Annotated in this window: 15 protein-coding genes and 1 pseudogene; 9 read left to right on the top strand and 7 right to left on the bottom strand. The window is 50.4% G+C overall.

Annotated elements, in window-relative coordinates; translation table 11 throughout:
- Window positions 1-73 precede the first annotated feature (73 nt).
- A complete protein-coding gene (locus BBP27_RS02370) occupies window positions 74-1,039 on the top strand; it encodes a tRNA dihydrouridine synthase (RefSeq protein WP_188211600.1) in 966 nt (321 codons plus the stop codon).
- Window positions 1,040-1,080: 41 nt separating this feature from the next.
- On the opposite strand, the gene BBP27_RS02365 is transcribed toward BBP27_RS02370, so the two are convergent.
- From BBP27_RS02365 to BBP27_RS02355, 3 genes are all read right to left on the bottom strand, one after another.
- Window positions 1,081-1,806 (bottom strand): DUF8095 domain-containing protein, encoded by a 726-nt coding sequence (locus BBP27_RS02365; protein WP_188211599.1) that lies wholly within the window; start codon window positions 1,804-1,806, stop codon window positions 1,081-1,083.
- A 157-nt stretch (window positions 1,807-1,963) separates the two neighbouring features.
- Window positions 1,964-2,437, bottom strand: coding sequence for an iron-sulfur cluster repair protein DnrN (gene dnrN / locus BBP27_RS02360; RefSeq protein WP_070608214.1), 474 nt, complete (start codon window positions 2,435-2,437; stop codon window positions 1,964-1,966).
- A 182-nt stretch (window positions 2,438-2,619) separates the two neighbouring features.
- On the bottom strand, window positions 2,620-3,552 hold the full coding sequence (locus BBP27_RS02355; protein ID WP_107769335.1) for an AEC family transporter: 933 nt from the start codon (window positions 3,550-3,552) through the stop codon (window positions 2,620-2,622).
- Between the two features lie 178 nt (window positions 3,553-3,730).
- Here BBP27_RS02355 and BBP27_RS02350 point away from each other — a divergent pair, with 178 nt between their 5' ends.
- From BBP27_RS02350 to BBP27_RS02340, 3 genes and pseudogenes are all read left to right on the top strand, one after another.
- Entirely contained in the window at window positions 3,731-4,486 is a 756-nt protein-coding gene (locus BBP27_RS02350; RefSeq protein WP_188211598.1) for a GNAT family N-acetyltransferase, read from the top strand.
- A gap of 57 nt (window positions 4,487-4,543) precedes the next feature.
- Entirely contained in the window at window positions 4,544-5,293 is a 750-nt protein-coding gene (locus tag BBP27_RS02345; RefSeq protein WP_188211597.1) for a lysophospholipid acyltransferase family protein, read from the top strand.
- A gap of 61 nt (window positions 5,294-5,354) precedes the next feature.
- Window positions 5,355-6,361 (top strand): annotated as a pseudogene (locus tag BBP27_RS02340) (IS5 family transposase).
- Between the two features lie 208 nt (window positions 6,362-6,569).
- On the opposite strand, the gene gloA reads toward BBP27_RS02340, so the two are convergent.
- On the bottom strand, window positions 6,570-6,983 hold the full coding sequence (gloA, locus tag BBP27_RS02335) for a lactoylglutathione lyase (protein ID WP_223168961.1): 414 nt from the start codon (window positions 6,981-6,983) through the stop codon (window positions 6,570-6,572).
- 204 nt (window positions 6,984-7,187) lie between these two features.
- Between gloA and BBP27_RS02330 the strand changes: the two genes are divergently transcribed.
- Window positions 7,188-8,288 (top strand): conjugal transfer protein, encoded by a 1,101-nt coding sequence (locus BBP27_RS02330; protein ID WP_188212125.1) that lies wholly within the window; start codon window positions 7,188-7,190, stop codon window positions 8,286-8,288.
- 85 nt (window positions 8,289-8,373) lie between these two features.
- The gene (locus tag BBP27_RS02325) at window positions 8,374-8,838 is read left to right on the top strand and encodes a low molecular weight protein-tyrosine-phosphatase (protein WP_188212126.1); all 465 of its coding nucleotides are present in this window, start codon (window positions 8,374-8,376) and stop codon (window positions 8,836-8,838) included.
- Window positions 8,839-8,932: 94 nt separating this feature from the next.
- Here the strand turns inward: BBP27_RS02325 and metW are convergent, their stop codons facing one another.
- Both metW and metX read right to left on the bottom strand, forming a co-directional pair.
- Window positions 8,933-9,514 (bottom strand): methionine biosynthesis protein MetW, encoded by a 582-nt coding sequence (gene metW, locus BBP27_RS02320; RefSeq protein ID WP_049322294.1) that lies wholly within the window; start codon window positions 9,512-9,514, stop codon window positions 8,933-8,935.
- Window positions 9,511-10,650, bottom strand: coding sequence for a homoserine O-succinyltransferase MetX (gene metX, locus BBP27_RS02315; RefSeq protein WP_188212127.1), 1,140 nt, complete (start codon window positions 10,648-10,650; stop codon window positions 9,511-9,513). Before metX ends, metW begins: the two co-directional genes overlap by 4 nt.
- Window positions 10,651-10,766: 116 nt before the next feature.
- On the opposite strand from metX, the gene BBP27_RS02310 reads away from it, so the two are divergent.
- Complete coding sequence (locus BBP27_RS02310; RefSeq protein ID WP_188212128.1) at window positions 10,767-10,967, top strand: protein MIGRI; 201 nt, start codon at window positions 10,767-10,769, stop codon at window positions 10,965-10,967.
- 68 nt (window positions 10,968-11,035) lie between these two features.
- Here BBP27_RS02310 and nadE read toward each other — a convergent pair whose 3' ends face one another.
- Entirely contained in the window at window positions 11,036-11,824 is a 789-nt protein-coding gene (gene nadE / locus BBP27_RS02305) for an NAD(+) synthase (protein ID WP_188212129.1), read from the bottom strand.
- Between the two features lie 102 nt (window positions 11,825-11,926).
- On the opposite strand from nadE, the gene BBP27_RS02300 reads away from it, so the two are divergent.
- Both BBP27_RS02300 and earP read left to right on the top strand, forming a co-directional pair.
- On the top strand, window positions 11,927-12,205 hold the full coding sequence (locus tag BBP27_RS02300) for a hypothetical protein (RefSeq protein WP_003747149.1): 279 nt from the start codon (window positions 11,927-11,929) through the stop codon (window positions 12,203-12,205).
- A 31-nt stretch (window positions 12,206-12,236) separates the two neighbouring features.
- Window positions 12,237-13,394, top strand: coding sequence for an elongation factor P maturation arginine rhamnosyltransferase EarP (earP, locus tag BBP27_RS02295; RefSeq protein WP_188212130.1), 1,158 nt, complete (start codon window positions 12,237-12,239; stop codon window positions 13,392-13,394).
- Window positions 13,395-13,411: the final 17 nt, after the last annotated feature.

Here is a 13,411-nt window from a genome sequence, read left to right as displayed (position 1 = left end):
TCTGAAAAAGGAAGCTGTATTTTAACCGATATACCGCTACAATATGTCCTCCTTTTTTCAGACGGCCTGACTCATGCAGCTTATTCTCGCCCCCATGCAGGGGCTGGTGGATGATGTGATGCGCGACCTGTTGACGCGCATTGGCGGATTTGACGAATGCGTCAGCGAATTTGTCCGCATTACGCACACGGTCCACTCACGCGCCACTTGGCTTAAATATGTTCCCGAAATCGCCCATGCCAACCGCACGCCGGCCGGCACGCCCTGTACTGTCCAACTTTTGGGCAGTGATGCGGAAAACATGGCCGTCAATGCTTTGGAAGCCGTGCGTTTCGGTGCGGACAAAATCGACCTCAACTTCGGCTGCCCCGCGCCGACGGTCAATAAACACAAAGGCGGTGCGGTCTTGCTCAAAGAGCCGGACTTGATTTACCACATCGTCCGCACCCTGCGCCAACGCCTGCCGCAACACATTCCGCTGACTGCCAAGATGCGGCTCGGTTATGAAGACAAAAGTCTGGCATTGGAATGCGCGTCCGCAATTGAAAACGGCGGCGCATGCGCGTTGACCGTCCATGCGCGCACCAAAGTCGAAGGCTACGAACCGCCGGCACATTGGGAATGGGTGCGCAAAATCCGCGATGCTGTCAGTATTCCCGTTACCGCCAACGGCGATGTGTTCAGCCTTCAAGACTATCTCGACATTAAAACCGTCAGCGGCTGCGACAGCGTGATGCTCGGGCGCGGCGCGGTTATCCGTCCAGACTTGGCGCGGCAAATCAAGCAATATGAAAACGGCAAAACAGTGAAAGACACCGACTTTGCCGAAGTCTCCTCATGGATAGTCCAATTCTTCGACTTATGCCTTGCCAAAGAGGCCAACAACAAATATCCGGTTGCCCGTTTGAAACAATGGCTGGGCATGATGAAAAAAGAGTTTGAACAGGCGCAGATATTGTTCGACCGTATCCGCGCCGTCAAAGAAGCGGATGAAGTAAAACAGATTCTGCTGTCGTTTGAACAAGAGATGCATTCATGATTCAAAAAGGCCGTCTGAATTTCAGACGGCCTTTAATATGATTACTGACAGATATAATCAGCCAACAGTCTGCCTTTTTCCGCACTGGCTGCATTGGCCATATTCACATGCCTAGTCTCAGGGCCATTCTTGGATTTCAGGGCTTCGCCATATTTTTTGGCAAACTCTTTATTGGCACTGGTCACTCTTGACTCAGTGGCATCCAATATAAACCCGTCTTGCTCATATTTGCCTTGCGCAGTAATAATCAAGATATTTTCAGGCGAAGGATAATCCGGAAAATTAACATAGTTGGTAACCAGCTTATAGGAAACGCCTTTGCCGTGTTTCATATCCTGACAGATGCCGTTAGGCGCGGTAAAGACTGCGTGGCCGATACGACCGTGGCCGAAATCGTAAAAATCGATTCTCTTCGCAGAAGCCAATTGTTTTTTATCGTTGCCGTCATTTACATTTAATGACTTGCCGTTTACCAGAAACAGGGTTGGCAACAAGGGGCTGCCATGAGAGGCTTCCAAATTATATGCTTCGCCCAACAGCTTGCCCTGGCGATACACCGTCAAGACAGGCTTTTTCAAACCATTTTCCGGATTGCCGGTTTTCTTAAAAGAAATCTTCTGAACCACATTGCCAAATTCATAATAAGGTCGCGACTGCACACCTGTTTTCGTATCCTTCAGGGCACTCCAGCTACCGTCCGTCGCTTGGGCGCATGCAGTCACGGCAGCAAACAGAATACCCGATAGTAAAACTTTAGAATGTTTCATTCATAAACTCCTTCTCAAGTAAACAAAAAAACGGATGTGTGCCTTTACTGCTTATTTTTGTTTCTTTATTAAAATTTTAGAACTATTGTACTAACTTAGCAAGGGATTAAAGAACAGGCCGTCTGAACATTCAGACGGCCTTGATTAACATCAATTCTTAAGAAGCCAAAACGCGGGGGAACAAAATCTCATTTTCCAAGTGGATGTGGTCTTTCAAATCGTCCACCATCTCTTTGGCCAATGCGTACAAACGGGTCCAGCTGCCGCAAGCGCCTTCGGGAAGCTCAAAATTATTGGTCAATTCTTCCAAACGCGCGATGGCTTGGTCGTGGTCTTCATGCTCGTGCATCATCACGCTGATGGGCATGGCCGCGCCGCGACCCACGCCCTGATTAATCATTGGGAACAACATGCGCTCCTCTTTCATCATGTGCATCAACAGCTCGTTTTGCATATAGGCCAACAAATCAGGAACTTCGGCAGGGAAAGTATCGGCATGAACCTGAGCCACTTTTTGCGCCAGCGGTACCAACTCTTCAAACTGGGCGCGGTGAACGTTGTGATAACGTTGCAGAATATGGTCAATCGTAGAATTGAAAGGTGCGGTTTCCCAAAGGGTAAAGTCGGTCATGGCTGTGTTCCTTTAAAGATTTATATTGAATGAATGTTAGGCGTAAGGATACACGCAGCAATCAGCTTTGTATAGTTTTTTAATTGTTTAATTAATTGATAATAAAAGTTATTTTCAAATTTGAAATAACAAACAGGCCGTCTGAAACATAAAGTCAAAGTTTCAGACGGCCTGCCCTTTTCTTAAATAATCCAACGATATAAGGCAATCATTACCGGCATGGTTACCACACAAAGCAAGGTCGTCAGCCCATAAATCGCACTGGCTTTTTGGGCATTTTTGCCGTAAACAACCGCCATTTGGGTAACTGTCGAAGCGGCAGGCGAAGTCGTTGCCAAAAAGCTGATTAAAACAACCGTATCCGCATGCGCATCATGATGAGCAAAACCGCAGACTTTGACGGCAAAAAGCAATAATATCGGAATCAAAATCAGCCTTAAAAAAGCAACAAGATACAGCCTCGGCGTCCACATAATCGAGCGCAACGGCAAAGAAGCCAAAAGCATGCCTGCCACCAACATGGCAACCGGGCCAATCATGCCGCCCACCGTCGCCAACGTATTATCGATAATATGCGGCAGCTTGATTTGAAAGGTAAACATCAGTAGCCCGACCAACATGGATAAAATGTTGATATTGGTGAAAATGGTTTTCCAAGCCACATTGCCTCGGCCGCAAATCAACAGGCGCAGATGCGTCCAAAACAAAAACGTCTGCACCATGATAAAACCGCTGGTGTAAATCACCCATTCCGCACCAAAGACCGACATTACCAAAGGAATAATCAGGTTGCCCGAATTGCTGTACACCGTCGCCGCATGTTCAAGCGCATCGAGTTTGAACAAGTGTTTAAACACCCTGCCCAAAACAATCAACACCACATGAAAAAACACCGCCAGCATAACGGAAAGCTTCAGCCCTTCGATAATCTGCGGCGTATTGTCCATCTGAAAAGCATGAATCATGACGGACGGGCTGATCAAATAAAGCGCGATGACGGAGAGCGTGTAGCTGTTTTCCGATTTCAACAGCCCGGCCTTCACCAAAGCCACGCCCATCAAAACAATCAGCGTCAGCTCGGTAATTTTTCCGGCAAGCAGAAAAGAGGTTTCCATAACAAAAAAAGCGGCAAAAACGTTGATTTTACGCTTCTACCGCTTGGCATGCCAAATTCAGACGGCCTGAAGCCTTTTTCCAACAACCCGACATAATTTGCCCTACCGCAAAGCAAACCAATATAAATCTGTCCGTATATCCGCTATAATCAGCCATTTTCTTCAAACAGGAAACATCATGTCCCCCAGCCGTTTCAATCAAACGGGCCCCAAAATCGGCCTGAGCGTACGCCTTGCAGAAACCCAAGCTGAAATCGAAGCCGCCCAAAGATTGCGCTATCAGATTTTTGCCCAAGAATTGGGTGCGGAAATCGAAAGCAATGACGGCCGCGATGTCGATCCTTATGATGAGCATTGCCACCACCTGCTCGCGTTTGACGATGCAACCGGAGAAGTTATCGGCTGCTACCGCCTGATTACCGAAGAAACCGCAAAAAAAGTCGGCGGCTGGTACAGCGAGCATGAATTCGACCTTGAGCCTTTGAAAGACATCCTGCCGCAAACCGTTGAACTCGGCCGTGCCTGCACCCACCCGGACTACCGTAACGGCGGCTTGGTCATGCTGTTGTGGACGGGCTTGGTCAAATTCATGAAAGACGAAAACCTGCGCTTTATGATTGGTTGCGGCAGTATCGAAATGCGCGACGGCGGCAGCGATGCGGCCGGTCTGTATCATGCTTTAAAAGGCAAATACCTTGCTCCGGAACAATGGCGCGTCAAACCACTCAATCCGCTCAAATGGGACAGCATCACGCCGTCTGAAAATCCGCCCGTGCCCGCACTGATCAAAGGCTATCTCAAAGCAGGCGCGTGGTTTTGCGGCGAGCCTTGCGTCGATGAAGCATTCAACTGCGCGGATGTGCTGATCATGATGGACATCAGCCATCTTTCCGACCGCTACTTGCAACGTTTTGCCCCTAAAACCGATTCATAATAAAAGGCCGTCTGAAACTTCAGACGGCCTGCCTCATCTTTTATAAAAACACACACAATGACCGCCAAAATCCGTTTTATCTTCCGCCTCCTTTGCATTGCCGGCTGCCTTTTGTACGGCATGGCCGAAATGTTTTTTCTGTTTCCCTTTTACAGCAGCAAACGCAAACTGCGCGCGATTCAATTATGGTCGCTGCGCGTGCTTGCTTCCTGCGGCATGAAACTGCAAACTTTCGGCACGCCGCCGCAAGAAGGCCGCGGCCAAATGCTTATCAGCAACCATATTTCATGGTTGGATATTATGGCGGTCAACGGCGCATTCCCCGGCCGTTTCGTGGCTAAAGACGATGTAGCCAAATGGCCGGTGGTCGGTTATCTCGCCACACAGGCGCAAACGGTTTACGTCTCGCGCAACCGCGGCATCAAAGGCAACTCCGCCAAAATCGCCGGCGTGACCGAAGCGCTGAAAAACGGCGATACCGTCACCATTTTCCCCGAAGGCACTAGTACCGAAGGCCGTGAAATCCTGCCGTTCAAACCCAGCTTTTTTCAGACGGCCTACGATGCAGGCGTACCGATTATTCCGGCACTCTGCCGCTATCCGAATCCGGACGGCACCAGCCCCAATCCGCACACCGCCTACTACGGCGACATCAGCCTCTGGCAATCCATCTGCATGGTCATCAGTCAGCCTTCCAGCACGGTCGAGCTGCATTTCCTTGATCCGATTGAAGCGGGAGAAGACCGCTACGCTACCGCGCTTCACGTACACGCCCTGTTGAGCGAAAAGCAAAAACAGTTGGGCTGAGACCTTTGCAAAATTCCCCAAAATCCCCTAAATTCCTACCAAGACATTTAGGGGATTTTCCATGAGCACCTTCTTCCAGCAAACCGCACAAGCCATGATTGCCAAACACATTGACCGTTCCCCACTATTGAAATTGGATCAGGTGATTGATTGGCAACCGATCGAACAGTACCTGAATCGTCAAAGAACCCGTTACCTTAGAGACCACCGCGGCCGTCCCGCCTATCCCCTGTTGTCCATGTTCAAAGCCGTCCTGCTCGGACAATGGCACAGCCTCTCCGACCCCGAACTCGAACACAGCCTCATCACCCGCATTGATTTCAACCTGTTTTGCCGTTTTGACGAACTGAGCATCCCCGATTACAGCACCTTATGCCGCTACCGCAACTGGCTGGCGCAAGACGACACCCTGTCCGAATTATTGGAACTGATCAACCGCCAACTGACCAAAAAAGGCCTAAAAGTAGAGAAAGCATCCGCCGCCGTCATTGACGCCACCATTATTCAAACCGCCGGCAGCAAACAGCGCCAGGCCATAGAAGTCGATGAAGAAGGACAAGTCAGCGGACAAACCACACCGAGTAAGGACAAAGATGCCCGTTGGACAAAGAAAAACGGCCTCTACAAACTCGGTTACAAACAACATACCCGTACCGATGAGGAAGGCTATATCGAGAAACTGCACATCACTCCTGCCAATACCCATGAGTGCAACCATCTGTCCCCTTTGTTGGAAGGCATTGCCGAAGGTACGACCGTCTATGCCGACAAAGGCTACGACAGTAAGGAAAACCGGCAACATCTGAAAGAGCATCAGTTGTTAGACGGCATTATGCGAAAGCCTGCCGCAACCGTCCGCTGACGGAAGCGCAAACCAAACGCAACCGATATTTGTTGAAGACCCGTTATGTGGTCGAACAAAGCTTCGGTACGCTGCACCGTAAATTCCGCTACGCCCGGGCAGCCTATTTCGGACTGATTAAAGTAAGTGCACAAAGCCATCTGAAGACAATGTGTTTGAACCTGTTGAAAGCCGCCAACAGGCTAAGTGCGCCTGTTGCTGCCTAAAAGGCGGTCCGGATGCCTTATTATCAGGTATCCGGGGAGGATTAAGGGGGTATTTGGGTAGAATCAGTGGATATTTGAAACAAAAACAGCCGAAAACCTGTGTTTAGGTTTCGGCTGTTGGGGGGGAAAGGAATTTTGCAAAGGTCTCGGGCTGATCAAACAAAAGGCCGTCTGAATGTTCAGACGGCCTTTTCCATTATCTTATGTCTTAAGATGAATATTGCACCGAATCGCTACCGCTTTTCTTTTGAATAAATTCGATTTTGTAGCCGTCCGGATCTTCGACAAACGCAATCACAGTCGTACCGTGTTTCATCGGACCGGCTTCGCGTACCACTTTGCCGCCCATTTCTTTGACACGTTCGCACGCCGAATAAGCATTATCGACTTCAATCGCAATGTGGCCGTAAGCATTGCCCAAGTCGTAAGACTCGGTATCCCAGTTGTGGGTCAGTTCCAAAACAGTATGGTCCGCCTCATCGCCATAACCGACAAAAGCCAAAGTAAAACGGCCTTCAGGATAATCGCGGCGGCGCAGCAGTTGCATATTCAATACGTTTTGATAGAACTCCAAAGAGCGTTCGAGATTGCCGACACGCAGCATAGTATGAAGCAAGCGCATGATTTTGTTCCTTTCTGAATTATGTTTGGTCATGAATTATAACACATCGGGCCCCACCCTCTTCAGCCTCAAAATACCGACACTGAAACTGCATAAAAATGAAGCACACACCCTGCCATCATTTGAATTTCATGTATTAACAAGCACACCAACCGACTAAATTGCTATAATCGCCACACTTACAACACAACACTTCAAACCGTCATGAAAACCTTTGTTCTTCCCGATACCCGCCCTTATCCGCAAAGCCCTATCAAAAACCACCTTCTGCTCAATGCCTATCAGCTGGCGCACAACTCCTCCTCCGCATCACGCAAACTTTCGGCCGGTCAACTGCAAACCGAAATCCGCACCATGCTCAGCCAAAACCATTACATCAACCTTTCATTGGCAATGACCATGGCGCCCGATGTCGGTACTTACACCAGCCTGATTCAAAGCGTGGGCGAAGTCCTGAAGGCAGAAAACGATAACGAAGCCCAATGGTTTGCCCTGCCTGTGGTTTTGGTTGCCGGTTGCAAAAAAGAACAAACCCTGCCGCTCACGCTGCCTACCGAAGCCCTCTTCGCCTGCCTGCAAAACTACCCCAACCTGCGCGCCCTCACGCAAAACACGCAATGGCTGCCCTACCTCGTCCAATCGACCGATTTGAGCAGCGTTACCCCGGGCGAATGGTTCCAAGCCAAGCAAAACGATGAAGCGGCAGGCGCATTCCTGCAAAAATTCGAATACAAACCATTGGTGCTGCCCGAAGGCCAATCCGTCCATGTTGTTTACGCGCTGGGCTACGGCAATAAAAGCATTCAGACGGCCTTGGGCCTCAACCTGCAACAGGCAGGCCTGCCGCTGATGCAGGTTTGGCAAGAGCATCTCGCCCTCGACGGCGTTACCCTCTTTACCAACCCGCTCTCGCCCAATACGCCGCTTGACGCGCTGACCGAAGGCAGCCATACCCGCCAACGCATGGCCATGGACGTTTTTGCCACCAACGCCATCCGCGCCATCCGTATGCAAAGCCCGCGCGTCGGTGTTGTTGCCGCAGCCAAGGCGGACGGCAAGCTCCAGTTTAGCTTCAACGCGACAGACAGCGCATTTGAAATCGTTCCGCAGACCTTCACTTGGGAACTGGCCTCAACCGACAATATCGCCATCGTGCAGCAAAACTTCCTCGACCTGATGGCCGAATGCCGCATCGAGCACCTTTACCTGCTGCACAACCCACTGGGCGAAAACGAGAACATCCCTACTTATGCCCAAGCGTTGAAACTGGAAGGCCACAATCCTTTCTTCAGCAATGTAAACTAAATTGAAAATGCAACACGCAAGGCCGTCTGAAAACGGTTCAGCGTGTTGCATGGATTTTCAAACCTTACCGCTCATTTTCACAAACATGAAAACCCACAAAATCCTTTTCGTCTGCCTCGGCAACATCTGCCGCTCCCCCATGGCCGAATACGTCCTGCGCCACCGCGCCCGCGAAGCAGGCATGGGCAATGCCGTCATCACAGCCAGCGCAGGCACATCAGGCTGGCACGACGGCGAAAACATGCACGAAGGCACACGCCGCGTGCTCAAACAACACGGCATCGACCCGTCAGGCTTTACCAGCAGCAAAATCAAACCCAGCGATGCCGAACATTTCGACTACATCATCGTGATGGACGACAACAACCTCAGAGAAGCCGAAAAACAGCTCGGTTTCCATCCCGGCAAAATCTTCAAACTGACCGACCTTATCCCCAACTCAGGCTACAACCACGTTCCCGATCCGTGGTACACAGGCGACTTTGACGAAACCTACCGCCTGGTCGATGCCGGCAGTTTGGCCTTGTTGGAAAAATTGAAACAGGCTTAAACCGGCTGGAACAATAAAAGGCCGTCTGAACAGGTATCCGCAAAAGCCATGCTTTCGTGATGACCTGTTCAGACGGCCTTTATTAATCACCGCATCAACCCACGCGGTAAAACGCCAGGCTGCCCAATAAGTTCGGCAGATGTTTGACCTGTCGGTTGCCCGTCATGACCGCACGCTCAAGCACGCGGATTTTGTTTTTGGCACACAGCAAATCAAAGTCTTTGAGGGTACACCAATGGATATTGGGCGTATCGTACCAATGATACGGCATGCGCTCGGAAACCGGCATATGGCCGCCGACGGCGATTTGAAAACGGTTGCGCCAGTAACCGAAGTTAGGAAAGCTGACGATGGCCTGTTTGGCCACGCGCATCAGGCAGCGCAGAATTTTTTCCGTGTTCTGCATGGCTTGAATGGTTTGGCTCAAGACAATCACATCAAAGCTTTGATCGCCAAACGCCGCCAAGCCCTCTTCCAAGTCGGCCTGAATAACGTTTACACCGCGTGTCATGGCGGCAATCACGCTGTCGGTATCGATTTCAATGCCGTAACCGGCACAGTTTTTATGCGCCACCAACGCGGCCAGTAGCTCGCCGTCGCCGCAGCCTAAATCGAGTACGCGGCTGCCTTCGGGTATCCAATCGTAAATGAGTTGCAAATCGTCGCGCAGATTCATTGTTGGCAGTCCTTGTAAACGTTGTTCATGTAAGCGGTAACCGCACGGATATAGGCTTCGTCCTCCATCAAGAAGGCATCGTGTCCGTGATTGGATTTGACTTCAATGTACTGCACAGATTTTTGTGCGGCGATTAATGCCTTGACCAATTCATGCGAACGTTGCGGCGAGAAGCGCCAGTCAGTGCTAAAGCTGGCAACAAAAAATTTGGCCTGCACATTCTCTACGGCACGCGTGAGGTTGTGGCCGTAATCGGCGGCCGGGTCGAAGTAGTCGAGCGCCTTGGTCATCAGCAGATAAGTGTTGGCATCAAAACGGCCGACAAACTTGTCGCCTTGATAGCGCAGATAAGATTCCACTTCAAATTCAACGCCGTAGCCGTACTGATAGCCGTCTGATTTTAAAATGCGGCCGAATTTTTTACCCAAACCGTCTTCGGCAAGATAGGTGATGTGTCCCATCATGCGCGCAATACGCAAACCGCGTGAAGGAACGGTATGATGGCTGCGGTAATTACCTTCGTAAAAATCAGGATCGGTCAAAATCGCCTGACGGGCAACATCGTTAAACGCGATGTTTTGGGTGGAAAGTTTAGGCGCGGAAGCGATAACGAGCGCGTGGGCAACGCGTTCGGGCAAAGAAATCGTCCATTGCAATGCCTGCATGCCGCCCAAGCTGCCGCCGACAACGGCCGCCCATTTTTGAATGCCGAGATAATCGGCAAGCATGGCTTGGGACTTCACCCAGTCTTTGACGGTTACAACCGGAAAATCCGCACCATATTCGCGGCCGGTTTCAGGATTCTCGGACAAAGGGCCGGTGCTGCCGTCGCAACCGCCCAAGTTGTTCAAACCAACCACAAAAAAGCGTTCGGTATCGATGGGTTTGCCGGGGCCGACCATATTGTCCCACCAACCGGCGTATTTATCCTCCGCACTGTGCTTGCCGGCAACATGATGATTGCCTGATAAGGCGTGGCAGATAAGGACGGCATTGCTTTTGTCGGCATTGAGCGTGCCGTAGGTTTCAATCATCAGGTCGAAACGGGGTAAGGTTTTGCCGTTTTCCAGAGCAAGCGGTGTGTCAAACGGAATTTTCCGGGGCGTTACAATGCCCACTGAGGCATTTGTTGTCATTTGTAATTTCCAAGTGATGCGGCAAAAGGGGTATTATAACGTTTCGTTTTTGTTTTGTGCATGAGGCTTCAAACGGCCTGCCCTAATTAGAGGCAATATTTTTGGGAGGATGTGGAATGATAGGCAGGCTTTTGCGATTTTTTTTCTTTTGCGCCATCGCGGCATTGATTGTGAACCGTCTGTTCAGCCACCAACAAAAGCGCACCATTCGGGAAATCGCCAAAATCAGCGCGTGGGTATTGCTGGGCGCGGCAGTCGCTACGCTGTTTTGGTATTTGATGATGCTGTTTTTCAAGCATATTCCCAATTCTTATTGAAATAAAATATAAAAGGCCGTCTGAAAACCTTAATCCAGCGTTTTCAGACGGCCTTTTGATATTCAAACTTAAAACAGCTCTTCCGGAATCTTGCAAACCGGAATCGGATTGACTTTGTGCTGCATGGCTTTGTGCAACCGGGTATAGATTGCCAAAACTTCGCGCTGCCTGCCCTCAAAATCTTCAGGCTTGTGGCTGCCGTACACGCTCATCGCCCATTCGAGTTCGGGATAAGATGCGCCCATTTGCTCTTCATCGGTACGCTCGGTATCCCAAAGTCCGTCTGTCGGTACGGCTTTTTGAATGTCTTCCGATACGTCCAGCTCGGCAGCCAACCCGTACACTTGAGTTTTGGTCAAATCGGCAATCGGGCTGATGTCCACGCCGCCGTCTCCGTATTTGGTGAAGAAACCGACGCCGAAATCTTCAATTTTATTGCCCGTCCCCGCCACCAGCAAACCATGCAGCTGGCCGTAATAATAAAGCGTCGTCATACGCAGGCGGCTGCGTGCATTAGCCAGTGCCAGCTGTTTATTGGGAAATTCGGTTTCGCTGACGTCAACGGTATCGGCAAACGTATCGAACGCCGGGGTCAAATCAACGCTTTGCGCTTTTACATTGGGATAACGCTGTTTCAGACGGCCCATGTGTTCTTGTGCGCGGTTGACTTGGTCGGATTTCTGACGAATCGGCATTTCCAACAACAAAACCGACAAACCGGTTTGCGCGGCAAGTGTGGAAACCACGGCAGAATCGATGCCGCCGGATACGCCGACGACAAAACCTTTGGCACGCGCCTGCTCGGCGTAATCTTTGAGCCATTGAACGATATGGCGGATGATGGCTTGGGTTTGCATAGGGATAAATGTTCGCTTCAAATAAACCGAATGATAGCCTGATTTGCACTTGTCTGAAAGACGACAGGGTATAATGTTTCTTTTATTTCTTGCACACACGCCATGTCCAAACCCATCCTTCTGCGCTGGCTCGCCGTCTGCCTGATTCCGCTTGCCACCCTTTTGTGGTTTGCCCTCAACCCGCCCGAAGACAAAACGCAACACCTCATCAACGGCATCATCCTTGCCTGCGAAGCCACGTTCCTATTCAAATTCGTCCTTTTTGACGTCATCAAACACCACCTCAAACAAGAGCCTGAATTGAAACGGCAAAGCATATGGATGTTTATTCCCATTGTTTTGCTGATTGTTTATTTGTTCCACTATTTCGGCGCATTCTGATGTTTTCAGACGGCCTTGGGCATATTTTTCCATGAACACAACTCTACCTTATACCTGCTGGATTTTCTGCAACGTCATCGACAACTTCGGCGACATCGGCGTTTCATGGCGGCTTGCGCGTATTTTGCAACGGGAACTCGGCTGGCAAGTGCATTTATGGACAGACGATTTCCCGTCCCTTCAAGCACTTTGCCCTGATTTGGCCTCGATTCCCAATATTCATCAAGGCATCGGCATTCACGCCTGGCAAGCCGACCATGCCGACGATACCGATACAGCCCCTACTCCCGACATCGTCATCGAAACCTTCGCCTGCGAACTGCCTGATAACGTTCAATCCATCATCCGCCAACACCAACCGCTTTGGCTCAACTGGGAATACCTCAGCGCAGAAGACAGCAACGAGAGGCTGCACTTAATGCCCTCACTCCAAGCCGGCGGCATACAGAAATATTTTTGGTTTATGGGTTTCAGCGAAAAAAGCGGCGGCCTGCTGCGCGAACGTGATTACGCCGAATTTGCCCGCTTTGATACGGAAACCTTACGCCGACAACTCAAACTTCCCGCAAAAAACGCGTCCGAATGGCTGCTTTTCGGCTATCAAAGCGATATTTGGGCAAAATGGCTAACCATGTGGCAACAGGCCGGCCAACCCATTACCTTGCTGCTTGCAGGTACACAAATCATCGCCAGCCTGAAAAACAGCGGCCTAGTGCCGCAAAACGCCCTCCTTGAAGACGGCGATGTGTATCAGAGCGAACACGTTACCCTAATCAAAATCCCTTTCGTTGCCCAACAAGATTTCGACAAACTGCTCAACCTTGCCGACGGCGCCGTCATACGCGGCGAAGACAGCTTTATTCGCGCCCAGCTCGCTGGAAAACCTTTCTTTTGGCACATCTACCCGCAAGAAGAAAATATCCATCTCGACAAGCTGCACGCTTTTTGGGACAAAGCGCATCAAGTTTATCCGGATGTTGTCGCCACGGCACACCGCCTCCTTTCCGACGAACTCAACAACGGCGAAGCACTCAGCGACAACCAACGCCTGCAGGCATGGCAAACCCTGACGGCACATCAAAACGAATGGCGCCAAAGCGCGGCAAAATGGCGGGACGGACTTTTTGCCCAAAAAAGTGCTGTCGAAAAACTTGCCGCCTTTATTTCAAAGCACAAAAAAATACGCTAAAATAGCGCGTTTTATTA

Origin of the sequence: Neisseria sp. RH3002v2g (genome assembly GCF_014596425.2) — a bacterium.
Taxonomy (GTDB): domain Bacteria; phylum Pseudomonadota; class Gammaproteobacteria; order Burkholderiales; family Neisseriaceae; genus Neisseria.
This window is presented reverse-complemented; position numbering and strand designations above follow the sequence as displayed.

Excerpts from the sequence above, each read along its gene's own strand:
- BBP27_RS02370 (WP_188211600.1), top strand. The coding sequence starts at position 74 with ATGCAGCTTATTCTCGCCCCCATGCAGGGGCTGGTGGATGATGTGATG.
- BBP27_RS02365 (WP_188211599.1), bottom strand. The coding sequence starts at position 1,806 with ATGAAACATTCTAAAGTTTTACTATCGGGTATTCTGTTTGCTGCCGTG.
- dnrN (WP_070608214.1), bottom strand. The coding sequence starts at position 2,437 with ATGACCGACTTTACCCTTTGGGAAACCGCACCTTTCAATTCTACGATT.
- BBP27_RS02355 (WP_107769335.1), bottom strand. The coding sequence starts at position 3,552 with ATGGAAACCTCTTTTCTGCTTGCCGGAAAAATTACCGAGCTGACGCTG.
- BBP27_RS02350 (WP_188211598.1), top strand. The coding sequence starts at position 3,731 with ATGTCCCCCAGCCGTTTCAATCAAACGGGCCCCAAAATCGGCCTGAGC.
- BBP27_RS02345 (WP_188211597.1), top strand. The coding sequence starts at position 4,544 with ATGACCGCCAAAATCCGTTTTATCTTCCGCCTCCTTTGCATTGCCGGC.
- gloA (WP_223168961.1), bottom strand. The coding sequence starts at position 6,983 with ATGCGCTTGCTTCATACTATGCTGCGTGTCGGCAATCTCGAACGCTCT.
- BBP27_RS02330 (WP_188212125.1), top strand. The coding sequence starts at position 7,188 with ATGAAAACCTTTGTTCTTCCCGATACCCGCCCTTATCCGCAAAGCCCT.
- BBP27_RS02325 (WP_188212126.1), top strand. The coding sequence starts at position 8,374 with ATGAAAACCCACAAAATCCTTTTCGTCTGCCTCGGCAACATCTGCCGC.
- metW (WP_049322294.1), bottom strand. The coding sequence starts at position 9,514 with ATGAATCTGCGCGACGATTTGCAACTCATTTACGATTGGATACCCGAA.
- metX (WP_188212127.1), bottom strand. The coding sequence starts at position 10,650 with ATGACAACAAATGCCTCAGTGGGCATTGTAACGCCCCGGAAAATTCCG.
- BBP27_RS02310 (WP_188212128.1), top strand. The coding sequence starts at position 10,767 with ATGATAGGCAGGCTTTTGCGATTTTTTTTCTTTTGCGCCATCGCGGCA.
- nadE (WP_188212129.1), bottom strand. The coding sequence starts at position 11,824 with ATGCAAACCCAAGCCATCATCCGCCATATCGTTCAATGGCTCAAAGAT.
- BBP27_RS02300 (WP_003747149.1), top strand. The coding sequence starts at position 11,927 with ATGTCCAAACCCATCCTTCTGCGCTGGCTCGCCGTCTGCCTGATTCCG.
- earP (WP_188212130.1), top strand. The coding sequence starts at position 12,237 with ATGAACACAACTCTACCTTATACCTGCTGGATTTTCTGCAACGTCATC.